We start from the raw sequence: 24325 nt of genomic DNA, 5'->3' as shown, positions 1-24325 counted from the left end.
ATCATTTCCTTGACGTGGCTGGCAGATCTAGGTGGGCGACCTGATAGTTGTGACGGGCAAGAGGGACTCCGGCCTCCCCGAGCCTGCGCAGCATCCGATGGTCGTGCCCGAGGGCCCGGGTGCCGAAGGCCAGTGCCTGCTCGTGAGCCAGTCGCAGACGGTCTGTCTGCGCGGCCAGCAGGCGAACCCATACGTCCTCCCGAACCACGCGCGGGGTGTACTGGACGGCGCGGACCCCGGATGCTCGCGACCTCTCCAACAGTCCCAGCCGCTCCAGTTCGCGCACGGCACCCGAAACGGCTGACGTGCTGACACCCAGCCCGAGGGCGAACTCCTGTGCGGTGTGCGCCCCGGCGTCGTCGAGCATGGTAAAGGCGAGGACCCGTCCGGCCATCAGGGAGAGGCCAGTCTGATGGAACATCCGGGCGCACCGTTCCACCAGTCGCTGCTCGACCGACGGCTGGGTCGGCAGGTCTGTCGGCGGGTTGGTCGGCTCGAAGTCACCTGGCTGCGCCTGCTGCTCCGGGTGGGTCATGGGTTGCCCCCGTGAGTGGTCCTGTTCCGCATACACACTTTAGATGCCTGATGGGCAATGAGGGTTGCACGGTGGCGCCGCGGTGGGCCGGGCAGGCGACATGGGTCTCCGGGCTCTAGTTCCCGGCTTGGACGAAGTGCTCCAGCCCGACGATGGCGAATTCGGCGTCGGCCCGCGCAACGGGGCGCTCCTCGTCGACTGGGCGCAGGTGTGCTGAGAGTTCGACTGCGCGTCCGTTCCGCGTGACCACCCAGGCCTTCAGGGCGTACTCAATGCCGAGCAGCACGGGACGGGAGTAGTTGACTGTGAGCCTGCGCGTGACGGCGGGTTCGCCGACCAGGTAGAGGGTGAAGCCGAACAGGTCGTCGAACACGGTGGCGACGGCGCCGCCGTGCGCGATGCCGGGGGCGCCGACGTGTCGCGTGTCGAAGATGTGCTCGGCGACGATGTGGTCCCCGGAGCGCCGAGCGTGCAGTTGGTGGCCGTGCGGGTTGTCCGGCCCACATCCCAGGCACTGCGGGTGGTGGGGTGGGAGCGGGCCGTCGGCCAGCGGCGTCTGCCTCAGCTGGCTCAGACGCTGGGTCATCTCCTCGAGGTCGACTCGATCGCCCTTGCCCGTCCGCTCTGGGGCTTCATCGTGTGCCGGCATCAGTCCCGGCTGTCCTTCCCGGCGCGAGGCGACACTCCAGCGCTCACCGACGTGTCCGCCGCCTCTGCCGTCTGCCCGCTCTCCACGTGGAGCCGATCGGCCAGCTTGTCTCCCTCGACGTCGAGGTCGGGTAGCAGCCGGTCGAGCCATCGCGGCAACCACCAGGCGCGATCGCCGAAGACGGCCATCGCGGCGGGGATCAGGGTGACGCGGACCACGAATGCGTCGATCAACACGCCGATGGCCAGAGCGAAGCCGATCTGCTTGATCATCACGTCGTGGCTGAAGATGAAGCCCGAGAAGACGGCGATCATGATGATCGCAGCTGCGACCACGACGCGGCTGGCCTGGTCGAACCCGTAGATGACCGCGTCCCGCCCGTGGCGCCCGTGCACGTAGGCCTCCCGCATGGAGGACACCAGGAACACCTGGTAGTCCATGGCCAGGCCGTAGAGGATGCCGGTCACCATGATCGGCATGAAGCTGACCAGCGGGCCCCCGGTGTCGAACCCGAACAGCTCCTTGCCCCAGCCCCACTGGAACACCGCGGTGGTGGCGCCGAACGTCGCGAGGATCGAGAGCACGAATCCCAGGGTGGCCATCACGGGGACGACGAGGGACCGGAACACCAGCGTCAGCACGACCATGGACAGCACGATGATCAGCGCGAGGTACAGAGGTAGTGCGTCGGACAGCTTCTCCGACATGTCGATGTTGATCGCGGTCAGACCGGTGACGCCCAGTGTGACGTCGTTGGTGCTGGCTACCGCACTGTCTGGGGACCGGAGGTCTCGCACGAGGTCCGTGGTCGCGGTCTCGTCGGGTCCGGACTCCGGGATGACGCTCAGCACCTGGAACTGTCCGTCCGGGGTGGCCCCGACGGGTGCCACGGTGGCGATGTCGTCCTGCGCGCTCAGGTCTCCGATCAGAGCTGCGGCGCGTTCCGCGTCGAGGGGGGCCGAACCGCTCGGCTCCACGGTCACCAGCAGGGGACCGTTGAAGCCTTCACCGAACGACGTGGAGATCGCTTCATAGCTCTTCCTGGCATCGGTGTCGGTGTTGGCCGTGGCGCCTGTGGGGATGCCCAGTCGGATGTCGAGCACGGGCACGGCCGCAAGTACCAACAGGCCGACCACACCGAAGGACACGAGCCATCGACCGGCGACGACGGGCCGTACGAAGCGGTGCGCAACCCCGTGCGCCTCCTCGCCGCGCCCAGCCCGACGCTCGCGGGCCCGACGACTCACGACGCGTTCTCCGACGAAACCCAGCAGCGCCGGCAACAACGTCAACGCGATCAAGACCGCAAGGATGACCGTGGTCGCCGCGACCAGGGCCATGACGGTCAGGAACGAGATGCCGATGATGCTCAGCGACGCCAGGGCGATCACCACGGTCATGCCGGCGAAGAAGACCGCGCTGCCGGCTGTGCCGACCGCCCTCGCCGCGGCCTCCTCGGCCGTGAGCTGATGATCCAGGATGAGCCGTCGTTGCCGGTTGACGATGAACAGCGCGTAGTCGATCCCGACGGCGAGGCCGATCATGAGGCCCAGGACCGGGGTCGCCGAGTTCATGGTGATGAACTCGGACAGGGCATACGCACCGCCGACGCCGATCCCGACCCCGAACAGGGCGGTGAGCAACGGGAGTCCGGCCGCCACCAGGGACCCGAGCGTCAGCACCAGAACGACGGCCGCGACGATCACCCCGATGACCTCGCCGACGCCGACGGGGGGTTCGAACGCCTTCAGCGAGTCACTCGGAAGTGCCTCGATGCTGGTTCCGTCCTCGACGGACTTCAACGCGTCGACAATGGTCGTGATCTCGTCCTCGGTGAGCGAGGTGGGCTGGACCGTCGTCTGGAACTGGAAGAGCGCCACCTTGCCGTCTTCAGCAACCAGGACGCCCGGGACGGGCCGACCATCAGGGCCCATCAGGGGGCCGACCGGGGCTGAGGAAGGCGACCCTGATTGTCCTTCGGCACCATCGCCGGGTCCGCCCGGCTGCTGACCGGCGCCTTGCTGCGGCGACGCAGGTTCTGCCACGAGGTCGAGCGCGTAGACCTCCTCGATCGCCGACGTCACCGCCTCGGTGGCCGCCGGATCGTCCAGCCTCCCGTCCGAGGCCACGAACACCGCGCTCACCTGACCACCCGACGCTGACGGCAGCTCCTGCTCGACGCGATCCAGGACAGCCTGTGCCTGGGTGTTGTCGATCTTCAGTTCCGAGCTGACCTGGACTCCGTTGGCAGCCACGCCCACGATGGGGACGGCCAAGGCGATGAGCCACAGCACGACGAGTACCCCGCGGCGCCGGAATGCGACGCCCCCCAAGCGGTAAAGAAAAGTGGACACGGGACTCCCTGGAGACGACGGCGCAACACCGAGCGGACGCCCTTTCGTTGCCCAACGGGCAAAGAGTAGACGACGGTGTCACATCGCAGTGAAGACGCGGCGCGCCGGTATGTCGCGAGGTCGCCTACGACCCTGCGTAAGGGATGGAGCGCGTCCTACTCGTAGGGCTCAGGTTGTCGGCGCCTCGGCGAGCCTCCTCGTCGCTTCGCCGAGGATCCGTCCGATTTGAGGGTCAGGGCTGTGAGGGCGGCTGACCCTGCGCCTGCCACCCAGCCGCCGGGTCGAACGCGTGCGTCGATGCCCAAACGAGCGATCCTGACCGGCGGTGAGCTGCCGCTGTATGAAGCACTTGAGTCGGACCGGCCGCTGCACTGGGACGCCCTCGAGTACGCCCGCCCTGCGTGAGCCCGTGGTCGTGCACGTGGCGCGTGCGCTCGGCGTTCTCCCACTTCACCCGCTTCAACTCCGTGCACTTCCCCCGGAGGGTTCACTCCCGGCCGCAGGCCGGGGTCGACCCCGGCCTGCCGACACCATTCACGCACGGTCTCCGGGGTGCAACCCCGAGCAGCTCAGCGAGCCCGGTCATCGCCGCCGACTCCCACTCATGATCGGTACGGATCTCGCTGACCATCCGAACCGCCCGCCTACTCAGCTCGCCCGGGTACCTCGTCGACGTACTCCCCGACATGACTCCATCCTTCCCAAGGACCGGAGCTTCCGGATATCCCGGGGCGTTTCAGCGCGAGCAGTCCCGCTGCTGCTGCAAGTCCGGGGTCTCCTCCGGAATGCGGGCCAGCACTCACGACTTGCCGCTACCCGCGTCAGCCGCAACGAGGCGACCAGCCCTCGGCCGTCTCCCCTCGAACATCGAGGAGGAGCCCTGACTGTCGTCGAGCAAGGATCGCCCACTGCCGATGCCTTTGACCGAAGTGCGACTAATCACCTCATGACCGAACGTCAGGAGTTCCTCGCCTGGGTGCAGTCGGTTCTCAAGGACGCGGAAATCGCCGCCCACAACGGTGACGCTGGGCCGCGCCGCGCCATTTGGTCACGGAACGACCCCGTCAGCGTGCTCGGCGCCTGGAGGAACGCGAGCGGGCAGCAGGAGCTCGACGAGCTCTTCACCCATCTCGCAGGGAGCTTCTCGGAATGCACTTCCTACGAGTTCGAACTTCTTGAAGCCGAGGTGCATGCGGACACCGCTTACACCGTCGGCTTCGAACACACCTCGACGTCTGTCAACGGCGCGCCTCAGACCTACACCCTTCGCGTCACCCAGACCTACCGGCGCGAGGATGGGGAGTGGAAGGTGGCTCACCGGCACGGAAGCGCACCGCCGGAGTAGGTCCAGGCCATTCCGACGAAACAACCGCGAGTTCGTCGATCCGCCCAGCATGACTCCACCCTTGAGTGGGATCAACGCCCCTTCGTGAGATCGGTGTGACTGATCGGTTATGGCCGATGGGCCAGGCGCAGCGGAAACCTCGTGTGGCCTCGCCCGAGGCGCCTCACGACAGGGTGCCGCCCGCGTAGGCGTAGGAGGTCGCGACGAGCTTGGCGACGATGTCTGCCTCCCGCGCGTCGCGGGGTGCGTAGACCATGACTGCGCCGGGGGAGACCACTCCGAGTCGAGCCATCGGGTGTTGTTCGGCCCAACCGGCCTCAATGGCCGCGCGTGCTGCCTTCGGCGGCAAGACCATGTGGAGCGAATGGTCGGGGGCTGGGTGAAGGTGGGCGAACTCGGTGCCGATCATGAACGCGTCCGGGTCTCGAGCAACTGCGCCGCGGCTCAGGGTGAGCGCCTCGGCGCCGGGAACGGAGATCATCGATTCGGTCCAGACGACGTCCAGAGCGGCCAACTCGGCCATGAGCCGCTGTCGTGGGTAGTGGTCACCGGGCTGCTGGTCCAGCTGGGTGTGGGGGTTGGTCGGGGTCGTGGTGGGACGGGGTCCACGGCGAGGCGGCAGATCCGACAGCGACGGCCTACTCATGACAAGTCGAAGAGCGGGCCGAGGAGAACCAGGCCGAGGTCGTCCCCGAGGTATGCGAACACCGCGAACATCACCAGTGCCGCGCCGGCCAGGGACATGTCCTTGAGGAACTGGGTCTGCTCCATGACCTTGGACTGAGGGTCGGTCTCTCCCCAGAAGCCATGCATGATGAAGGCCGTCGGCACCAGGAACGCCACGAGGAGCAAGGCCCCCACATCGGGCCAGACTCCCACCGCCACCATGATGGCACCCGCCAGGATCTGCAGGCCGGTCAACACGACCATCACCTGCGGGGCCGGAACGCCCTTCGAGGCCGCATAGCCCGCCATCATCTGCCGTTGCGTGAGGTGTCCGAAGCCCGACCCCAGGAAGAGCAACGCGAAGAGCACCCTTCCGGCCAGCACCAGCACGTCCATGACTCCTCCATCCTCGTCACTTACTTTCGGTAAGTAACGAGGTATAGCAGTAGCCTGTGACTCGGTCAACCATTCATTCGGCGCGAAGTGATGGGAGTGCGAGGTGACGAGCTCGGCGAACGAATCAGGCGAGTGTCGCCGGTATTGCCCGTCGTTCCATCACACCGTCGAATTGCTTGGACGCCGCTGGAACGGCGTCATCTTGCACACCCTCATGGGAACTGCGGGACGGTTCGGCGAGATCCGCGCGGTAATCCCCGGGTTGTCCGACCGGCTGCTCGCTGAACGCCTGCGAGAGCTGGAAGGGGAGGGACTGGTGTCAAGGCGCTGCTCCGGCGTCTCTGGAGCTCCCCGCTATCAGCTCACCGCAAAGGGGCGGGCCCTCGAACCGGTGATCGATGCCATCGCCCTCTGGGCTGCGGAATGGACTCCCGAGGACCCATCCGCCAAGACGGAGTCACTCAGGGGCGGAAATCCCGCGACTGGAACGAAGTAGTCGTCTGAAGCGGTCCTAGGCAGATCTCCACCGCTGTCGGTTGCGGCATTGGTAACCGGCGCTGCCTACCGGCGCCGCGACCAGCTCGTCGGGGGAGTGTATGGAGAGCTTCATGACCTTCAGGTGTGCTGACCGGGACGCCCGGCCGGGAGTCGCGTACGGACCTGTGCTTGCGCGCGTTTGCGATGGTCGGAGCCTGCTGGCAGCAGGGCGCGGTTTGGGCGCGCTTTGAGTCGCAACAGACCGCAACCTGTCCCCGACGCCAGCAATGCCTGAACTCGGCATTGCTGCAGGTCAGCGGCCACTTTCGGCCGTTGACCGCAGTCGGCCGCAGCGGTTCGCAATCCCGCGTAACGTCGCAGGTGTGTTCCCGATGACCCACCACGTTGAGCATGCCCCGGACGTCCTGAGTTCGGCCTGATGCCACCGCGCCGTGGGGTGCACTGGGTACGCACAAGAACGAGAAACGGCGCCTGACGCTAAAAGACGTTGAAAGACGTTCTCGCAGCTCAGACGCCGTTTCAGGCACCTATGCGCAGGTGAGAGAGACCCCGGAATCAGATGTCGTAGTAGAGCTCAAACCCGTTCTCGTTCTCGGCGTCAGGTTCGCTGAGGGATTTCACTACTGCAACGCGATCAGGTCTTCCATGGGTCTGGCTCTCCTCGGTCTGCGCCATCTCGTTGGTCTCGACCAGTTCGGTGGCGTCGGGGTTAGTCGCCTTCGGCCTGCCTCGGTCTGCGCCGTCTCGATCGCGCCCTCGTGGTGTTCGATCATCGTCGTCAGGAGCCGCCAATGGCCCGCCTCACTTGGTCATCAAAAGGGCATCAGAACCGACGAGCAACCATCCCGAGATGTCCGGAGGGGATCCTAGAACTTCGGTCGTGCGCTCTCGGCGTCGATCTGGTCCGAGGGCTAAAGGGTCGAATCGGCAGAGCGGAATCAGTAGGTCGTGACGTGGACGTGGTCGTAGTGGTTGGCCGTGACGGAGCCACGATCTTCCATGTAGCGCCAGCCCTCGCTGGAACGATCCACTGACCAGATTTGCTGCGCGTGGATCACATAGTTCACTCCGAGGTCGGAGAAGTTGGCCCGCACGAAGTCGGCGACCTCCTGTCCCCGCGCGCCGCTCACCATGATGTCGACGGCGATGCCTTGAGAGTGCTCGCCATCGTCACGGAGGGTGCCGTAAGTCGTGATCTCCGGGAAGTTGGCGCACACGGCCTGATGCACTGCCGCGATGTTTGGGCTCACCCCGCTGGGCACAGAGGTGCCATTGGTGCACGTGCCACCCAGGCCCGGTGGGCTGGCGTCGGGCTTCTCGTCCGACAGGTAGCCGGACGTCACCCAGCGTGACTTGCCATCGAGGACGATCTCGATCCGTCCGGCGGCCGAGCGGCCGGTGACCAGGACCTTCTTGCCGGCGTCGAGCTCGCCGAGTTTCTCGGCGGTCGCCTCCTGCGGGGTCGTCCACAGGTTCAGGGTGGTGGTGGTCCAGAGCTGGGTGTCGGCCCGGCGGATCGCCTTGGCCGTCGCCTGGACGGTGATCATCTTCTCGATCTCACTCAGGGGCTCGATCCGGCTCCCGGAGCGGCTTACGACCCGGGCGCGGTCGGAGAGGTCGACGGCGGCACCGAGTGACTGTGAGCCGCTGCTCGTGGTGGTGGAGCTGCTCGAGGCCAGTAGGTCCTGTGTCTCGGGACTGGCGACGAGGACGCCTGCACCGACGGTAGACAGGGTCGCCACGAGGGCGAGAGGGGCGGCCACGAAAGGTGCCTTCGGGACGCGGACACGGAACTTGCGGGCATTGGTCTCCCGCTTGTGGCGGTGCTCAGCCACAGCGCTGAATCCTTTGCGGTTGCCGGCGGGGGTAAACGTCGAGGCTTACGGCCCTCGACGCCCGAGAGGTGACCGAGTGAAGCATCGACCGAGCTGAGGCGTCAACTATGCCTGGTAGTAGATGCCTCAGGTTCGGCGATTCGAGGCCGATTTGACGTGCGTCGTGACCGTCGGGATGACGCATCCCAGAGAGTCTGTTGAAAGCAGGAGAGACGTGGACACAACGGAGGATGCATCTGACCGCCGAAGGGGCACCTCTCGGAGGAAGCTGATCATCGTCGTCGCGCTAGTTGCCCTCATTGGGGGAGCCGCCTACTGGTTTCTGCTCAGGCCGACTCCACAAGTGGTCCCCGAGCCAGGCGAAGTGGTCGCCTTGGAACCGATCCAGGTCAACCTGGCGGATGGTCACTACCTGCGAGTGGCGATCGCTCTCCAGGCCACCTTGGACGTGGAGGAGGAGGTCGACGGCAGCCGTGCCCTCGACGCCGCCATCGAGGTCTTCTCGGGACTGCCCGTCGACGAGGTCGCCAACACCAAGTCCCGAGACGCCCTCAAGTCGGAGCTGAAGGAGCGGATCCTGGAGCTGTACGAGGGGGAGCTCATGGACATCTACTTCACCGAGTTCGTCACGCAGTAGCGCCGACGCGGCCCGTGCGATGGCGCGACGAACCGGCCCGCGCAGGGGCTCCGCCGTTGAAGCGCCCCTCGCCGAACAGGTCAGCGCTTGCTGACTAGTCCCGTCAGAGTTATGGTCAGCCTGTGCTGACCATTGCTTCGCGGGTTGAGGTGATGACTCGTCTGGGACGAGCCATGGCCGACCCAACGCGTGCCCGGATACTGATGAAACTCGTTGGAAAGCCCGGCTACCCGGCGCTGTTGGCGCAGGAGCTGGACTTGACGAGGACCAACGTGTCCAATCACCTCGCCTGCCTCCTGGGCTGTGGACTCGTGGTCGCCGAGCCGGAGGGCAGGCGCACCAGCTACCGCATCGCCGATCCCCACCTGGGTGAGGCCATTTCGCTGCTGCTCGACGTGGTGGTCGCCGTCGACGACGGTTCCGGGTGCCTGGGCGAGGCGTGCCCTCTCGGCTGCTGCGGCGCAGAGGTCCAGCGGTGAGCCGCGAGTGCTGCGGTCCCGATGAGCCGACGCCTTCCGGCGACGCACGGCAGAGGTTGACGCTGCTGGGTGGGCCGCCCGTGAGTGCAGGGGGCGCCGACGTCCCGGCTGGTCATGACCCGGACGACGACTGCTGTGGACCGCGGGCCGTCCCGGCCGATGTGCCCCTGGCCCACGAGCAGCTCACGCCGTGGTGGCGTGACCGGACGCTCCTGCTTCCCGCCCTGTCCGGCGTGCTGCTCGCTGCCAGCCTGGTGGTCGGTCGGTTCGACGCCGAGCGGGTGCACCTGGTCCTCGAGATCGGATCTCTCGCCGCCGGGGCGTGGACATTCGTGCCCGGGGCCCTGCGTCGGTTGCGCCGTGGCCGACTCGGGGTCGGGCTCCTGATGACGATCGCGGCTGTCGGCGCGGTGGCGTTGGGACGCTTCGGGGAGGCGGCGGCCCTGGCCTTTCTCTTCTCCATCGCCGAGGCGCTCGAAGAACGCGCGATGGACAAGGCGCAGCACGGCCTCCGCGCGCTGCTCGCACTCATCCCCGACACGGCCCGGGTCGAGCGTCGCGGCCACGAGGGCCTGGTGAGGGCCGTCGACCTCCAGGTGGGCGACATTCTGGTCGTCGGTGCGGGCGAGCGCGTGTCCACGGACGGTATCGTCGAGGAGGGCGCCTCGAGCCTCGACACCGCCGCCATCACCGGCGAGTCGATCCCGGTCGCGGTCGGGCCTTGGGACGAGGTGTCCGCCGGATCCGTCAACGGCTCCGGCACGCTCCGGATCCGCGCCACCGCCGCTGGTACGGACAACTCGCTGACGCAGATCGTGCGGCTGGTCGAGCAGGCCCATGCCCGAAAGGGTGACCGAGCGCGCTTGGCCGACCGCATCGCCCGGCCGCTGGTCCCGGGAGTGCTTTTCCTCTCAGCGAGCGTCGCGCTCCTCGGTCTGCTGAGCGACGCCCCGGGTATGTGGTTGGAACGGGCGCTGGTCGTGCTGGTGGCGGCGTCGCCGTGCGCCATGGCCATCGCGGTGCCGGTCACCGTCATCTCGGCCATCGGTTCGGCGAGCAGGCTCGGTGTGGTCATCAAGTCCGGACAGGCCTTCGAGCAACTGGGAACCGTCACCACGGTGGCGCTGGACAAGACGGGCACCCTGACCCGAAACCAGCCTGAGGTCGTGGCCGTGGCCACGACACAGGGCTTCTCGCGCGACCAGGTGCTCGGCTACGCCGCGGCACTCGAGGCGACCAGCACCCACCCGCTCGCCGAGGCAGTCCGAGCTGCCAGCAGCACGGCCACACCGGCGACCGGCGTCGAAGAGCACGCTGGGCACGGGGTAGTCGGCACCGTCGACGGTCGGGCCGTACGGGTGGGCAGTGCCCGCTGGGTCGCACCCCGAGGCCTTCAGCGAGAGGCCGACGACATGGCCGCGCAGGGGATGAGCATCGTCGTTCTGGCGGTCGACGAGCAGGTCGCTGGTGTGATCGGCGTCCGTGACGAGCTGCGACCTGAGGCCGCGGAGGCAGTCTCCATGTTGCGTGCGCGCGGCATCGAGGTGCTGATGCTCACCGGCGACAACCGCCGGACCGCCGGGGCGCTAGCGAATGAGGCCGGCATCTGCGACGTACGGGCTGAGCAGCTCCCAGCGGACAAGGCCGACGAGGTGGCCTCACGCGCGAGCCGTACGCCGACCGCGATGATCGGCGACGGCATCAACGACGCACCAGCGCTCGCCGCCGCTACCGTCGGGATCGCGATGGGGGCGACCGGCTCCGCGGCGGCGGTCGAGTCAGCCGACGTGGCGTTCACCGGTCACGACCTGCGCCAGATCCCGCTCGCCCTGGACCACGCCCGCCGCGGACGCCGGATCATGACCGGCAACATCGGCCTCGCCCTGGCGATCATCGTCGTCCTGGTCCCGCTGGCACTGGTGGGAGCCCTCGGGTTGGCGGAGGTCGTCCTGGTCCACGAGCTCGCCGAGGTGCTCGTCATCCTCAACGGACTGCGCGCGGCCCGGGTACGCCGCGATGCTGCGACGACCCCGGCGATGCCAACACCCGGAGCCCCGCAACGCGCGGCCACCAGTGGTGCTCGGCGATGAGCCGAGCTGACGTCCGTGCTGGCGTGCCACCGCTGGGGTTGTGTCTGGCGGCGGCGCTGGCGCAACGCCTCCTCGGACGACCGACCTCCCGCAATGGGCGCAGCGCGCGCCGCCCGGTTGCGGCTGCCACCGCCGTCGCGTCTGCGGGCGTCCTCGTCGCACCGGTGCTGCGGTTCCGTCCCCGGCGCACGACGGTCGACCCGCGCCCCGGCGCCGCACCCTCCGCACTGGTCACCGACGGGCTGAACGGTCGCACCCGCAACCCGATGTACGTCGGGATGGCCGGCGTACTGCTCGCGCACGCGCTGTGGTTGGGACGCGCCCGCGCCGTCGTTCGGCTGTTCGGGTTCGTCGCCTGGATGGACCGGGTCCAGATCCCGGACGAGGAGACGGCCCTGCGGTCGCGGTTCCGCGCCGTATCGAGGCCTATGCCTCGCGGGTGCCACGGTGGCTGGTCACGCTCCGTTAGCCCGCTGTCGGCGGGCACGCCAACCGGCCGCGAGCACGCCCGCGACACCGAGGGCGTAGGCGGTGCGGGCCGGCCACGCCCGCAGCCGGACTGCGAGAGTGGTGCCCCCCTCGACGGATAGGGAGACCACCGTGGCCCCGGATCGAGCCGCGGGAAGCCGGTCGATCACGCTGCCGTCGGGCGCGATCGCCCCGGAGATTCCGTTCATCGACGACACGACGACCGACCGGCCCAGCTCGATCGCGCGGGCCCGGCTGAGCATCCACTGCTGCTCCTGCTGCGCGGTCCCCAGGAACATAGCGTTGCTGGTCTGGACGACGGCCAGCTGAGCGCCCTGGGCCACCTGCTCACGCAGGACGTCGTCGTAGGCGACGTCGAAGCACAACGCGTTGGCCAGCACCAAGTCGTCCACCCGGAGCGGCGGGGCCGGGATCCCGGGCACCATGTCCCGCTGGATATCGACCACGCGAGCGGAGATCCGCTCGGCGAGCGGGCGCAGCGGCACGTACTCGCCGAACGGCACGAGATGCTGCTTCGTGTAGCGGCCCCCGGGGCCGTCGGTGGTCCACGCGATGCCTTGGTTGAGCGCTGTGTCGGCCGTTGGACCATCAACGATCGAGCCTGCCAGGACCGGGGCGTCAGAGACCGCCACCGCGGTCAGGAGCGCATCCCTCGCGGTGGCATCCGCGGCAGGGTCCACGGCCGTGGCGTTCTCCGGCCACACGACGAGGTCTACGACCGGACCGTCGGCGCCCCAGGTGTGAGCCAGCCGCCGGGTCTCGTCGAGGAGGGTGCTGGTGACCGCCCGGTGGTGGGCGGCGACGTCGGTGCCGGCACCGGGCACCTCTGCCTGGACGACGGCAACGCTCACCGACCCCGGCCGGGATGGCGAAGCCTCAGCAGGCTCGAGCGGCAGCCATGACACGGAGATCAGCAGCAGGACCCCACCGACGACGCAGCCGACGACCACCGGACGGGTCACGACCACGACGGGACGTCGCGCACGGACCGCCTCGACGGTTCCCGCGACCGCGGCGCCGATCAACGCTACGAAGGCGCTGGTGCCGGCCACCCCCACCAGGGCGAGCGAGACGGCCCAGGGTGTGTCCACGGCCGTGTAGCCGAGTCGCCCCCACGGCAGGCCGCCCCACGGGACGGAGGATCGCGCACCCTCGATCAGAGTCCACAGTGAGGCCACCCAGACCGGCCAGTAGGACAGTCGGCGGACCAGCGCGGTCCCGGCGCCCAGCACGGCAAACCAACCACTCTGAAGGAGCACCAGGGCGGCCCACGCCGCCGGGGCAATCGATGCGCTCAACCACCACAAGGTGGGCCCGAAGAACGCCAGGCCGAAGACGAACCCGGTCACCGCTCCACTACGAGCGCCGCGCCGGTTCACCGCGAGGAAGAAGGCGCCCACCCCCAGCGGCGCCATTAGGGGGACCGACCATGGGGGGAAGGCCGCCGCGAGGGTGAGCCCACCCACCACAGCCGCGGCCATCGCCTCGCCTCGCGTGACCATCCCACCTCCTGACCGGGCATCTACTATGTCGAATAGTATGTCGGAGTGGAGTCACACGAGTCGGGTGCATCGGGCGCCCAGGGCGTCGCGGAGCGTCCCCTGCCCGACGTCGACCGCGGTGCGCGGTCGGGGCCGCGGTCCGAGACGGTCGCCTGGGTTCGCTGGGCTTGGCGCCGGCTGACCGCGATGCGCACGGCCGTCGTGCTGCTGATCCTGCTCGCCGCGGCCTCGATCCCGGGGTCGCTCCTGCCGCAGCGCGGAGTGGCCAGTGATCCCTCCGCGGTTCCCAACTACTATCGCGAGCACGCCGACCTGGCGCCGTGGCTGGATCGCCTCTCCCTCTTCGACGTCTACAGCGCACCGTGGTTCGCCGCCATCTACGTGTTGCTTCTGATCTCCATGACCGGGTGCGTCGTCCCCAGATGCGCCCGACTGTGGCGGGAGGTCCGCGCCGCCCCACCGCCAGCGCCACGCCGCCTCAGCAAGGAGGAAGGTCACCGGCGCGGCGAGGTGGACGAGGTCGCGGACGCCCTTGAGGCGGCGGTCACCCACCTTCGACGTCGACGGTTCAGGGTGGTGCGCCACGGCGACGAGGTTCGCGCCGAGAAGGGGCAGGTCCGCGAGCTGGGCAACCTGGCCTTCCACCTGTCGCTGCTCGTGCTGCTGGTCGGCGTCGCCGGCGGCCGCCTCTTCGGCTACGAGGGGCGCGTCGCGGTGGTCGAAGGGTCCACCTTCGCCAACGTCGCCTCGTCGTACGACGCGCTCACGCCTGCGCCGTGGGCCGACCTCGACGCCCTCGAGCCGCTGGATCTCACCCTCGAGGACTTCGCCGCCGAGTATGAGACCCGAGGCCCACGGTTCGGGGAGCCCCGTGGTTTCGACGCCACCGTGTCCTACCGCAGCGCCGACGAGGGTGAGGGCACCTTCTCCGTCCGACCCAACCGGCCCTTGGACATCGACGGCACGAAGTTCTTCCTCACCGGTCACGGCTATGCGCCGGAGCTGACCGTGCGTGACGGCAATGGCGACGTCGCCACGTCGGGACCGACGATCTTCCTCCCGGTGGACCAGACCTTCACCTCCGACGGAGTGGTGAAAGTGCCCGATGCCCGACCGACGTCGCTGGCGCTCCAGGGACTGTTCCTCCCTACAGGGGTCGAGGGGCCGGAGGGCATGGGCGTCTCGGCCTTTCCGGGGCTGGTCAACCCGATCGTCCAGCTCAGCGCCTACACCGGCGACCTGGGCCTCGATGACGGAAGCCCCCAGTCGGTCTTCACCCTGGACTTCACCGACCTCGACCGCGTCGAGCGCAATGGGGAGCCGTGGCGAGCGTCGCTCGCGCCCGGCCAGACCGTGCGGCTGCCTGACGGACTCGGCTCGGTGACGTTCGACGGGGTGTCCCCGTTCGCCAACTTCCAGGTCGCCCGCGACCCGGGCAAGGAGATATCGCTGGTGGCCGCGATCCTGTTGCTCGGTGGTCTGACGACGTCACTGGCGGTACGCCGCAGGCGGGTCTGGGTGCGGCGGGGCGACGACGGCTTGCTCGAGCTGGCCGGGCGTTCACTGTCGCGCCGGCCACTTCCCCCCGATGAGCTGGTGATGCTGGCCACCGCTGTGGGCCTGTCGGGCGGCACAGACAAACGACGAGAAGGGGAGCGATGACGCAGCAACTCGACCTGGCCGGCGTCTCCGACGTCCTGGTCACCTCCGCCTTGGCGGTGCTCTCCCTGGCGCTCGTCCTGTACGCCACAGCCGCGGCCCTCGCACGGACCGGCGCCGCCCGCGGTCCGCGTGTCCTCGCCCCGGTCGGTGGCGTGCCGAGAGACGCCGATGACCAGGGTCGGCCGACCAGGACGACCTCTGGTCGCGCTACCAGCACCGGCCGCGCGGCCTTGGCCCTCGTGATGCTAGGCACGGCCTTGGTGTGCCTCGCGGTCCTGGCACGCGGACTCGCTGCCGGACGGGCGCCGTGGGGCAACATGTATGAGTTCGGGCTGACCGGCTCGGCGGCCGTTTCCGTCGCCTTCCTCCTCTACCTGCGCGGTCGCGAAGTTGGCGGGCTCGCGGCTTGGCTCGTCGCCGTCGTGCTGGTGCTGCTGGGCGTGTCGGTCACCTCCCTCTACACCCCGGTCGACGACCTGGTGCCCGTGCTGAACTCCCGCTGGTTGGTCGTCCACGTGGCGGCGGCGATCGTCTCAGGAGCTCTGTTCACGGTCGGGGCCGTCGCCACGTTGGCCCACCTGGTGCGCCGCCGGCGCGGTGCAGGGGACGATGACCCGTTCGCTGACCTGGCCCACACGGTGCACCTGGTCGCCTTCCCGATCTGGACGTTCGCGGTGATTGCGGGCGCGGTGTGGGCCGAGAACGCCTGGGGACGTTACTGGGGGTGGGATCCCAAGGAGACGTGGGCCTTCATCACCTGGGTGCTCTACGCCGCCCACCTCCACGCGTTGTCGACGGTCGGGTGGCGTCGTGGCGCGTCGCTGCTCGCGGTGGCCGGCTTCCTGGCGTTCTTGTTCAACTTCTTCGGGGTCAACCTGTGGATCCCGGGCCTTCACTCGTACGCAGGGGTGTGACCGATGGACGTCTCAGGTCTCTCGACGATCGTGATCGGGCTCTTCACCCTGGTCGCGACGCTGCTGGCGCTGTACCTGATCTCGAGGGCACGCTGGTGAGCCGCGAACAGACTCGCTCGTGGACGGCGTGGCCCGCGAGGCTGGCGATCGTGTGCGGCGTGATGGGCGCCGTCCTCTTCGGCGCGCCTGCGGCAGCCCACACCGACCTGATCTCGGTGGACCCCGCCGACGGCTCGCGGCTCGACCGGGCGCCGCGCGAGCTCGTCCTGGAGTTCTCCGAGGAGATGGATCCCGGGCTCAGCACCGTGACCCTCGGCATCGACGGTGGCGACTCCACGGACCTGGACCTGGCCACTGGCCGCTCGCCCACCACGCTGGTGGCGACCGTCCCGGCGTCCTTGGTGGCTGAGCCCGGCGTGGCCTCGCGATGGCGCGCGGCGTTCCGTGTGGTGTCCGCGGACGGCCACCCGGTAGCAGGGGAGACCTCCTTCACCGTGCGCTCCGCTGACATCCCGGAGCGGCAGGAAGCCGGTACGACGCCGACGCCGCAGGTTCCGGAAACCGGGACAAGAGAATCAACCCCGGAGCCTGACGAGGACCAGGGCGGCGTCCCGTGGCTGCTGATCGCAATCCCCGTCACCGTGCTCGGTGTGCTCTCCCTGGCCGTGGTGGCCGTGATGCGGCTGCTCAGGCGGGACCAAGAGCAGTGAGCACCGTGGAAGCGATCCGTCGACCCCCAGCAGCCGCGATGGTGGCGCTGGCCGCTCCGGTGTGGGCCATCGGGGTGGCGCTGCTCGCCGCCGGCCTGACCGGTGCTCTGGCGCCCTTGGGCGTCGAGGGTCTCCCGGATCCCGGGCCTGTGACTCGGGTGGGGCTGCCGCTCGTCCAAGCCCTGCGGGATGTGGCGGCGATGACGACGGTCGGTGCTCTCGTGCTCGCCGCGACCTGTGTCGCGCCGCCGCCCGGAAGCGACGTAAAGCGGCTAACGGGTGCTCGCCTTCGACTCGTGGCATTGGCTCAGCTCGCCGCTGCCGTCTGGGCCGTGACCAGCGGAGCGCTGGTGGCGCTGGTCTACTCCGACGCCTCCGGGGCAGGGCTCGGCTCCTCCGGCTTCCTTGAGCAGGTCACCTACTTCGGCACCAGCTTCGAGCTCGGTCGGTACGCCCTCTGGGGCGCCGGTATTGCCGCGCTGGTCGCCCTCAGCGGCGCTCTCAGCTCGCGCCCGTCCGGGCTGGGTCTCACCACCGTCCTCGCCCTCGCCGGCCTGTGGCCCATCGCTCTCACGGGCCATGCGGCCGGCACGCTCGACCACGACGAGGCCGTCAACCTCCAGATGTTCCATCTGCTCGCGATCGCCGTGTGGGCAGGCGGCCTGCTCGCGCTGGTCCTGGTACGACGGCACTTGGGCAATCAGCTCGGTCCCACCGTCGGCAGGTATTCGACCCTGGCCGGATGGTGCCTCGTCGTCGTGACCGCGTCGGGTGTGGCCGGGGCCTGGCTGCGGCTGCCCGCGTGGGACTCCGTGGTCTCGTCGTACGGGCTGGTCATCGGGGTGAAGGTCGCTGCGGTGGTGGCTCTCGCCGGGGCCGGGTGGTGGCACCGCCGCCGGACGCTCGCGAGCCTGGACGGTCGTGCATCGGGCGCGTTCTGGCGGCTCGTCGGCGTCGAGCTGGTCGTGCTTTTCGGCGCGGCGGGGCTGGGCGTCGCGCTCAGCAGGACGGCCCCTCCTGAACCGCCGGGAAGTCAACGTCCGCTCACCACGGCGGAGTCGCTGATCGGACGCCCGCTGCCGGGGCCCCTGGACGCCGGTGGCTGGTTCACGTCCTGGGAGGCGGACACCCTGTTCCTGCCGCTCGGACTGGCCGGTCTCGGGTGGTACCTCTGGTCGGTCCGCCGGCTGCGTCGGCGCGGAGTGGCGTGGCCGTGGCTGCGCACAGCGTGCTGGGTGCTGGGATGTCTACTGTTCCTGTGGGCGACCAACGGTGCCCCGGGTGCCTACGGTCGGGTGCTGTTCAGCATGCACATGGTCCAGCACATGACGATCGCCACCGCCGTGCCCGTCTTCCTCGTCCTGGGCACGCCCGTGACTCTCGCTCTGCGTACGCTCCGCCGACGAACGGACGGGTCCGACGGACCACGCGAGTGGCTGCTGCGGCTGGTGCATTCCCTGCCGGTCCAGCTGCTCGGCCACCCGATCGTGGCGGCCGGCATGTTCATCGTGAGCATGGTCGCGTTCTACTACTCCTCGCTGTTCGAGACGTCGCTGGAGTCGCACACAGCCCATGTCCTCATGACGCTTCACTTCCTGTTCGCGGGCTACCTCTTCGCGGAGGTTGTGGTAGGTGCAGACCCCGGGCTTGAGCGCCCGGCCTACCCCTTGAGGGCTCTGCTGCTGATGGTGACCTTCGGGTTCCACGCACTCTTCGCCGTCAGCCTGATGGCCAGCACGACCGTGCTGGCCCGGGACTGGTTCGCACTGCTGCGCAGCGAAGGTGAGGTCGCCCTGCTCGAGGACCAGTACCTCGGAGCCTCGCTGGGATGGGCGCTGGGGGAGTACCCACTAGCCGTGATGGCCGCGGCCCTGTTGGTGTCGTGGGTGCAGGCCGACGGTCGGGAGCGGCGCCGATTCGACCGACGTGAGGATCGCGAGCAGGATCGGCAGCTGACGGCATACAACGAGTATCTCCGCGAGCTCGGCAACGCCGCTCCCACGCGACGACCAACGCCGCCTACGATGGTGCCTCGTAGCAACATCGACACCGACTCAGACAGTGGACAACCGGGAGGCCGCTCGTGAGGCAGCTGGGCCAGCTCGAGACAGCGGTCATGCAGCACCTGTGGGGGCTGGATCACCCCGCGCTAGTGCGAGAAGTGCTCGAGAACATCAGGCACGACCGGCCGTTGGCCTACACCACGGTGATGACGGTTCTGGACAATCTGCACTCCAAGGGGCTGGTCCAGCGGGAGAAAGTGGGAAAGGCCTACGCCTACGCGCCAGTCTCCTCGCGTGAGGAGCACACCGCCGCGATGTTGCAGGAAGTGCTGGCCGAGAGCGATGACCGCACGGCCGCACTCATGCACCTGGTCGGGCGGATGGAGTCCGAGGAGGCAGCCGAGCTGCTCGCGGCGCTGACCGAGCGGGCGGACGAGTCCTCGTGATCGCGGCCCTGCTCCTCATCGCCTACGCCTCGACAGTCGCTGGTCTCGGTGCGCGACTTCTCCGCCGAGAGTGGTCCTCGCGGGCGCCGCGAGCAGCGATCGTGGGCTGGCAGGCGTTGTCCACCTCCGTCGTCCTGGCGATCCTGCTCGCCGCGGTGGCCCTGGCCTTGCCGTTCCTGCCGATGAGGTATTCGCTTTCCTACCTGCTCAACGCCCACACCATCACCGTCGTCGAGCACTACGAGACCCCGCTCGGGATCTGGCCGGGCGTCGCCGGCCTAGGCATGGTCGCTGTCCTCGCCGGACTCCTGGCCGCCACGACGGCACGAGCCTTCCGCCGGACGGCCCAGTTGCGTCGATCCCAGCGCGCGGCGCTGCGTCTGGTCGGGAACCGCCATCCCGAAGGATTCACCGTCGTCGACCACGCCGTTCCTGTGGCCTACTGCCTGCCCGGTGGCTCGGGCACGGTCGTGTTGTCGACGGCGGCCCTGGAGATCCTCACCGACCGTGAGCGCGAGCTCGTCCTCGGTCACGAGCACCGACACCTGCGTGCCCGGCACCACCTCGCGGTCGCCTACGCCGACGCGCTGCGGCGGACGTTCCGATGGGTCCCGCTGTTCGCCGAGGCCCACGACCAGGTGACCGTGCTCCTGGAGATGACGGCCGACGACGCGGCGTCCGGCGCCGCCGACCGTCGATCCTTGGCACATGCCTTGGTAGCCCTCGGCACGGGTGTACGCCCCGAGGCCGCCATGGCTGCCAGCGACACCGCTGCCCTGCAACGAGTGCGGCGCCTGACTGCCCCGCCCGAGCCGCGGCGCCGAGGGATGGGCCTGATGGTGGGTGCGGCGGCCGTGGCTGCCCTGTCGGTCCCGGTGGGGCTCGCCCTGGCGCCGGCGATCGAGGCGGCCACGAGGGATTGCTGTTCCCTGGCCGCGCCTCCCGCTCGCGGCTGACAGCCTCCTCTGTCTCGCTCAGGCCTGTGTGGGTCAGACGTTGCGCCGGGCGGTTCCCGGCGCGTCAGCGCTTCGATCCGTTGGCAGGCCCGGTGGGCAGCTCGAGCACGTCGGTGACGAGACCGCTCAAGGTGGAGTAGTCCACCTGGCCCACGACTCGCGCGGCGATTCGGCCGTCGCTGTCGAGCACGACCGTCGTGGGCACGGCCGTGGCGGTGAGGGCGCCTCCGAAAGCGAGGATCGCACGGGCACTGTCGTCCGGGTGCACGCTTGGGTAGGGGACCTCAAAGGCACGCTCGAACGCGCGCGCCGCGTCGGGACTGTCGCGGACGTTGAGCCCGAGGAAGCGGACCCGACCCTCTAAGTCGCGCGCGACCCGGGCGAGGGCCGGCGCCTCGGCCCGGCACGGCCCGCACCACGAACCCCACACGTTGACCACCGCCGGGCGACCGAGCAGGTCATCGCTGTCGAACTGGCTCCCGTCCAAGAGTGACGCAGTGAAGCGAGTCAGCGGGCGGCGGTCCTCCGGCTCGTACTGCTGGACCACGTCAGTGCCGTCGAAGCTGCCTTTGGTAGAGCCGGGGGTAGACGTCCCGGATCGGGACAACGACGTCCACCACGCGACTGCGGCGAGGGTGAGGCCGATGGCGGCGAGAAGGACGATGAACCCCTTGATGGACTTCAAAGCGGGGCCTGCCAGCCGGCAACCAGGGTCTGTATGGAGGCCACGAGTTCCGACCAGACGCCTGAGACCTGCAGCACGCCGACGGCGACCAACATGGCGCCGCCGCCACGGGTGATCCACACGGAGCGGTGCCTCACCCAGGCGAACACTCTCATCGCCCGCGTCAGCGAGACTGCGGCGAGCAGGAAGGGCAGCCCGAGCCCCAAGGCATAGGCGAGAGACAGGACGGCTCCCCTCTCGGCGGTGGCCGACGTCGTGGAGAGGGTCAGCACGGCAGCCAGGGCGGGACCGATACACGGGGTCCAGCCGACCGCGAACACCGCACCCAGCAGTGGCGCGCCGGCCAGCCCGAGTTGCGGGGTCACTCGCGGCCGCGCCGTGCGGCCGAGCAACGGAAGCCGACCCGCGCCGCCGGCAAACAGCAGCCCCAAGACGATTGTGAACCCGCCTGCGACCCGCCAGATCGTCTCCTGGTGGGCCAACAGCAGCGATCCCAATGAGCCGAACGCCACCCCGTAGCTGGTGAACACCACGGCGAACCCCAACACGAACAGGGCCGCGCCGAGCACCGTCCTGGAACGGCGCGCCGGACGACCCCCACGCAACTCGCGCGTCACCTCGGACTCCGCGCCGGCCATCCCCGCGACGTAGGAGAGATACCCCGGCACCAGCGGCAGGGAGCACGGGGTGAAGAAGGACAGGAGTCCCGCGGCGAGTGCGACGGGCAGCGCGGCCAACAGAGAGCCGTCAAGGACAGTCCCCTGCAGATCGCCGATCATGATCGGTCCCCAGCCGTCACAGCAGCGTGGACCAGTAGGACCAGAACCGGACCGTGATGAGGACGCCCACCAGCAGGTAGGCCGCCAGCAAGACCGGCGCGTGCCACTCCCGCATCACGGTGGTCCCGGGGGCTGACGCTGCCTTCTGCCCGAACGCCCCGCTCGCGAGGTTGCGCAGCGTCACGTACCAGAACGTGGGAATCACCACCACCCACACGACCATGCAGTAGGGGCACAACGCCCCAATCCGGTAGAGGCTCTGGAACACGAGCCACGCCACCAGTCCCAGCGCCGCGGTCACGCCGACTTGGAGGCCGAGCCAGTACCAGCGGGGGAGTCGTGCGCCGCCCAGCAATGCGGCGCCGGTGGCCACCACGACCGGGAAGGCGGCCACCCCGATGATCGGGTTCGGGAAGCCGAGCAGGGAAGCCTGTGCCGACTCCATGATCGAGCCGCAGCTGATGATCGGGTTGATGCTGCAGGTGGGGACGTAATCGCTGTCCTCGCCCACCCGGATCCGCTCGATCAACAGCACCGCCGAGGCGATCAGGCCCACCAGGCCGCCGAGGATGAGGCCTGCGGGGAGCCTGCGATCCTGGGTCACTCGGCGAGCGCGTCGTCGAGGGCGGTCGAGAAGTCCTCCACCGTCTCCGGCTGGAAGAGCTCGCCGTCGACGTAGAAGGTCGGCGTCCCCTGCACGCCGAGCGTGGTGCCGTCCTCGAGGTCGCGGGCCACCCGGTCGGCGACCTCGTCGGAGGTGTAGTCGGCGTCGTACTGCTCCATGTCGAGTCCGATGTCTTCCGCGAAGCTGCGGAAGAGCTCGTCCTGCGGTTCCTGTGACTCGCCCCAGCTCTCCTGCGTCTCGTACATCTTGCTGTACATCGCCTCGAGCTCGCCCTGCCGAGCCGCGGACTCGACGGCCCGCGCGGCACGCTCGGAGTTGAAGTGCCCCGGCAACGGGAAGTAGCGGATGACGAACGTGACCTCGCCCGCGTACTGCGCACGTAGGTCCTCGACCACCGGATAAGCCGCCCGGCAGGCCTCACACTCGAAGTCGAGGAACTCGACGAACGTGACGTCGCTGGTCCCCTCCTCGCCGAGGATGCGGCTGTCCTCGCGAACAACGGCGCTCTCCTGGGCCGGCGTGTCCACCGCGGCTGCGCCGCCGTCGTCCTCACCGGCCTGCCCCACGAGCAGCAGGGTTGCCAGCACGGCCACCACGATCGCGCCGGCCCCGAGGGCTCCCTTGGTCTGCTTACGCACTGGCCTCCACCTCTCATCGGTCTACTATGTGCGATAGTAGCAATTGCGTCCGGGTGGCTGGACATCGGCGAGAAGCGACCTTAGTATCGCCCTATGACGATGATGTCGCCATTGAGCGATGCTATGGCTCCAGCCGTGTGCCAGCAGGCCACGGAGGCATCAGCCGCGCTCTTCCGTGCCCTCGGTGATCCATCGCGGCTGGCGATCCTGGCCCACCTCCACCTCGGCCCCCCACCGCGTGGTCGACCTCGTGGATCACCTCGGCCTCGCGCAGTCCACCGTGTCCAAGCACCTGGCGTGCCTGCGCGACTGTGGTCTGGTGCAGTCACGGCCCCGCGGACGTGCGTCCGTCTTCTCGTTGACCCCGGGGGTCCCCGTGCGCGACGTGCTGCTGGCCGCAGATCGGGTCCTCGCGACCACCGGCGAGGCTGTCACCGATTGCCCGACGGCCGGGGGTGTCCTCTGATGGGCGCCGGCCACGGACACGGACACGCCGGCGGGCGTCACCGGTGGCGCCTCGCGTTGGCGTTCGGTCTGGTCGCGAGCTTCTTCGGGGTCGAGCTGGCCGTCGGACTCATCAGCGGCTCGTTGGCGCTGATCTCCGACGCTGGTCACATGGCAGCTGATGTGGTGGCCCTGGGGGCAGCACTTGTTGCCACCAAGATCGCGACCCGCCCCGATGCGACGGGACGTCGCACCTACGGCTCCTACCGCGCCGAGGTCTTCGCCTCGGGACTGACCGTCCTGATCATGCTCGGAGTGTCGGTCTATGTGGTGCTCGAGGCCATCGGCCGGATCGGAGAGACCATCGAGATCTCCTTCGGGCCGATGATGGTCGTCGGTGCCCTCGGCCTGATCATCAACCTCGTCTGCCTGTTTCTCTTGCGTGGCGGTGCTCGGGAGTCGATCAACGTCAAGGGGGCCTACCTCGAGGTGATGGCCGACGCTGCAGGCAGCGTCGGCGTTCTCGTCGCCGGGCTGCTCGTTGGGCTCACCGGCGCGGGGGTGTGGGACACCGTGGTGGCTGTGGCCATTGGCCTCTTCGTTGCCGTCCGTGCCGTCATCCTCGGCCGGGAGGTACTCGCCGTTCTGGGCCAGCATGCACCCCACGACGTCGACCTCGACGCGATTGTGGAGGACCTTGAGGGGCTGCCCGGCGTCGCGGAGGTCCACGATCTTCACGCCTGGACGCTTACCTCGGGCATGAACGTCGCCACGGCCCATCTCGTGGTGACAGACGGCGCCGACACCCAAACAGTGCTCACCGGTGCCCAGGCGGCACTGCGTGACGCGCACGGCATCGAGCACGCGACCCTTCAGGTCGAGGTGGATCCCTCCCGCGAGTGTCATGAGGCAACCTGGTGATCTCGCGCGAGCAGTCAGGCAGCGGCCCCGGACGTCTTCGTGAAGCTTTTCACAAACGATGGTGTGA

The 24325-nt window shown here is 68.8% G+C and carries 24 protein-coding genes; 13 read left to right on the top strand and 11 right to left on the bottom strand.

All coding sequences use genetic code 11. The annotated features are described in order from the left end of the window. Position 1 precedes the first annotated feature (1 nt). From K6T13_RS09580 to K6T13_RS09570, 3 genes are all read right to left on the bottom strand, one after another. Entirely contained in the window at positions 2–535 is a 534-nt protein-coding gene (locus K6T13_RS09580) for a GbsR/MarR family transcriptional regulator (protein WP_222894365.1), read from the bottom strand. 115 nt (positions 536–650) lie between these two features. Then, a complete protein-coding gene (locus tag K6T13_RS09575) occupies positions 651–1184 on the bottom strand; it encodes a PaaI family thioesterase (RefSeq protein WP_249423704.1) in 534 nt (177 codons plus the stop codon). Then, entirely contained in the window at positions 1184–3478 is a 2295-nt protein-coding gene (locus K6T13_RS09570) for an MMPL family transporter (protein ID WP_249423703.1), read from the bottom strand. The genes K6T13_RS09575 and K6T13_RS09570 overlap by 1 nt, the downstream gene beginning before the upstream one ends. A gap of 1006 nt (positions 3479–4484) precedes the next feature. Here K6T13_RS09570 and K6T13_RS09565 point away from each other — a divergent pair. Beyond that, positions 4485–4883 carry a nuclear transport factor 2 family protein gene (locus tag K6T13_RS09565; RefSeq protein WP_222894363.1) on the top strand — a complete coding sequence of 133 codons (399 nt, stop codon included), beginning with the start codon at positions 4485–4487 and terminating at the stop codon, positions 4881–4883. 163 nt (positions 4884–5046) lie between these two features. Here the strand turns inward: K6T13_RS09565 and K6T13_RS09560 are convergent, their stop codons facing one another. Next, entirely contained in the window at positions 5047–5406 is a 360-nt protein-coding gene (locus tag K6T13_RS09560) for a luciferase domain-containing protein (protein ID WP_249423702.1), read from the bottom strand. Positions 5407–5525: 119 nt separating this feature from the next. Next, on the bottom strand, positions 5526–5945 hold the full coding sequence (locus tag K6T13_RS09555; RefSeq protein WP_222894361.1) for a DoxX family protein: 420 nt from the start codon (positions 5943–5945) through the stop codon (positions 5526–5528). Between the two features lie 103 nt (positions 5946–6048). On the opposite strand from K6T13_RS09555, the gene K6T13_RS17655 reads away from it, so the two are divergent. After that, positions 6049–6441 carry a winged helix-turn-helix transcriptional regulator gene (locus K6T13_RS17655; RefSeq protein ID WP_222894360.1) on the top strand — a complete coding sequence of 131 codons (393 nt, stop codon included), beginning with the start codon at positions 6049–6051 and terminating at the stop codon, positions 6439–6441. Positions 6442–7381: 940 nt separating this feature from the next. Here K6T13_RS17655 and K6T13_RS09545 read toward each other — a convergent pair. After that, positions 7382–8278, bottom strand: coding sequence for a VldE C-terminal domain-containing protein (locus tag K6T13_RS09545; RefSeq protein ID WP_222894359.1), 897 nt, complete (start codon positions 8276–8278; stop codon positions 7382–7384). Positions 8279–8651: 373 nt separating this feature from the next. On the opposite strand from K6T13_RS09545, the gene K6T13_RS17440 reads away from it, so the two are divergent. From K6T13_RS17440 to K6T13_RS09530, 3 genes are all read left to right on the top strand, one after another. Beyond that, complete coding sequence (locus tag K6T13_RS17440; RefSeq protein ID WP_249423701.1) at positions 8652–8915, top strand: flagellar basal body-associated FliL family protein; 264 nt, start codon at positions 8652–8654, stop codon at positions 8913–8915. A gap of 122 nt (positions 8916–9037) precedes the next feature. Next, complete coding sequence (locus K6T13_RS09535) at positions 9038–9394, top strand: ArsR/SmtB family transcription factor (RefSeq protein WP_222894358.1); 357 nt, start codon at positions 9038–9040, stop codon at positions 9392–9394. 161 nt (positions 9395–9555) lie between these two features. Next, the gene (locus K6T13_RS09530; RefSeq protein ID WP_222898233.1) at positions 9556–11484 is read left to right on the top strand and encodes a heavy metal translocating P-type ATPase; all 1929 of its coding nucleotides are present in this window, start codon (positions 9556–9558) and stop codon (positions 11482–11484) included. A gap of 455 nt (positions 11485–11939) precedes the next feature. On the opposite strand, the gene lnt is transcribed toward K6T13_RS09530, so the two are convergent. After that, complete coding sequence (gene lnt, locus K6T13_RS09525; protein WP_283247916.1) at positions 11940–13454, bottom strand: apolipoprotein N-acyltransferase; 1515 nt, start codon at positions 13452–13454, stop codon at positions 11940–11942. Between the two features lie 66 nt (positions 13455–13520). Between lnt and resB the strand changes: the two genes are divergently transcribed. The 6 genes from resB to K6T13_RS09495 all read left to right on the top strand — a co-directional run bounded on the left by resB (position 13521) and on the right by K6T13_RS09495 (position 20166). After that, complete coding sequence (gene resB, locus K6T13_RS09520; RefSeq protein ID WP_249423698.1) at positions 13521–15137, top strand: cytochrome c biogenesis protein ResB; 1617 nt, start codon at positions 13521–13523, stop codon at positions 15135–15137. Continuing rightward, positions 15134–16051 (top strand): cytochrome c biogenesis protein, encoded by a 918-nt coding sequence (locus K6T13_RS09515; protein WP_222894356.1) that lies wholly within the window; start codon positions 15134–15136, stop codon positions 16049–16051. The genes resB and K6T13_RS09515 overlap by 4 nt, the downstream gene beginning before the upstream one ends. A gap of 95 nt (positions 16052–16146) precedes the next feature. Continuing rightward, complete coding sequence (locus K6T13_RS09510) at positions 16147–16761, top strand: copper resistance CopC family protein (RefSeq protein WP_222894355.1); 615 nt, start codon at positions 16147–16149, stop codon at positions 16759–16761. Continuing rightward, positions 16758–18848 (top strand): bifunctional copper resistance protein CopD/cytochrome c oxidase assembly protein, encoded by a 2091-nt coding sequence (locus tag K6T13_RS09505; RefSeq protein WP_222894354.1) that lies wholly within the window; start codon positions 16758–16760, stop codon positions 18846–18848. Before K6T13_RS09510 ends, K6T13_RS09505 begins: the two co-directional genes overlap by 4 nt. After that, the gene (locus K6T13_RS09500; protein WP_222894353.1) at positions 18845–19210 is read left to right on the top strand and encodes a BlaI/MecI/CopY family transcriptional regulator; all 366 of its coding nucleotides are present in this window, start codon (positions 18845–18847) and stop codon (positions 19208–19210) included. Before K6T13_RS09505 ends, K6T13_RS09500 begins: the two co-directional genes overlap by 4 nt. Further along, entirely contained in the window at positions 19207–20166 is a 960-nt protein-coding gene (locus tag K6T13_RS09495) for a M56 family metallopeptidase (RefSeq protein WP_222894352.1), read from the top strand. Before K6T13_RS09500 ends, K6T13_RS09495 begins: the two co-directional genes overlap by 4 nt. 64 nt (positions 20167–20230) lie before the next feature. On the opposite strand, the gene K6T13_RS09490 is transcribed toward K6T13_RS09495, so the two are convergent. From K6T13_RS09490 to K6T13_RS09475, 4 genes are read right to left on the bottom strand one after another with little or no spacing between them, the layout of a single operon-like run. Further along, on the bottom strand, positions 20231–20851 hold the full coding sequence (locus K6T13_RS09490; RefSeq protein ID WP_222894351.1) for a TlpA family protein disulfide reductase: 621 nt from the start codon (positions 20849–20851) through the stop codon (positions 20231–20233). Further along, positions 20848–21630, bottom strand: a complete 783-nt coding sequence (locus K6T13_RS09485; protein WP_222894350.1) for a cytochrome c biogenesis CcdA family protein — start codon at positions 21628–21630, stop codon at positions 20848–20850. Before K6T13_RS09485 ends, K6T13_RS09490 begins: the two co-directional genes overlap by 4 nt. Before the next feature lie 16 nt (positions 21631–21646). Then, on the bottom strand, positions 21647–22234 hold the full coding sequence (locus tag K6T13_RS09480) for a vitamin K epoxide reductase family protein (RefSeq protein ID WP_222894349.1): 588 nt from the start codon (positions 22232–22234) through the stop codon (positions 21647–21649). Next, entirely contained in the window at positions 22231–22893 is a 663-nt protein-coding gene (locus K6T13_RS09475) for a DsbA family protein (RefSeq protein WP_222894348.1), read from the bottom strand. The genes K6T13_RS09480 and K6T13_RS09475 overlap by 4 nt, the downstream gene beginning before the upstream one ends. Before the next feature lie 184 nt (positions 22894–23077). Between K6T13_RS09475 and K6T13_RS09470 the strand changes: the two genes are divergently transcribed. Further along, complete coding sequence (locus K6T13_RS09470; protein WP_249423697.1) at positions 23078–23359, top strand: ArsR/SmtB family transcription factor; 282 nt, start codon at positions 23078–23080, stop codon at positions 23357–23359. Then, positions 23359–24258, top strand: coding sequence for a cation diffusion facilitator family transporter (locus tag K6T13_RS09465; RefSeq protein WP_222894347.1), 900 nt, complete (start codon positions 23359–23361; stop codon positions 24256–24258). Before K6T13_RS09470 ends, K6T13_RS09465 begins: the two co-directional genes overlap by 1 nt. Positions 24259–24325 lie beyond the last annotated feature (67 nt).

It is taken from the genome of Nocardioides coralli (assembly GCF_019880385.1).
Lineage (GTDB): Bacteria > Actinomycetota > Actinomycetes > Propionibacteriales > Nocardioidaceae > Nocardioides > Nocardioides coralli.
The sequence above is the reverse complement of the archived record's forward strand: the minus strand, read 5'-3'. Positions and strand labels throughout refer to the sequence as shown.

Coding starts and splice junctions, on each gene's coding strand:
- K6T13_RS09465 (WP_222894347.1), top strand. CDS start 23,359: ATGGGCGCCGGCCACGGACACGGACACGCCGGCGGGCGTCACCGGTGG.
- K6T13_RS09575 (WP_249423704.1), bottom strand. CDS start 1,184: ATGCCGGCACACGATGAAGCCCCAGAGCGGACGGGCAAGGGCGATCGA.
- lnt (WP_283247916.1), bottom strand. CDS start 13,454: ATGGCCGCGGCTGTGGTGGGTGGGCTCACCCTCGCGGCGGCCTTCCCC.
- K6T13_RS09515 (WP_222894356.1), top strand. CDS start 15,134: ATGACGCAGCAACTCGACCTGGCCGGCGTCTCCGACGTCCTGGTCACC.
- K6T13_RS09560 (WP_249423702.1), bottom strand. CDS start 5,406: ATGGCCGAGTTGGCCGCTCTGGACGTCGTCTGGACCGAATCGATGATC.
- K6T13_RS09565 (WP_222894363.1), top strand. CDS start 4,485: ATGACCGAACGTCAGGAGTTCCTCGCCTGGGTGCAGTCGGTTCTCAAG.
- K6T13_RS09485 (WP_222894350.1), bottom strand. CDS start 21,630: ATGATCGGCGATCTGCAGGGGACTGTCCTTGACGGCTCTCTGTTGGCC.
- K6T13_RS09580 (WP_222894365.1), bottom strand. CDS start 535: ATGACCCACCCGGAGCAGCAGGCGCAGCCAGGTGACTTCGAGCCGACC.
- K6T13_RS09555 (WP_222894361.1), bottom strand. CDS start 5,945: ATGGACGTGCTGGTGCTGGCCGGAAGGGTGCTCTTCGCGTTGCTCTTC.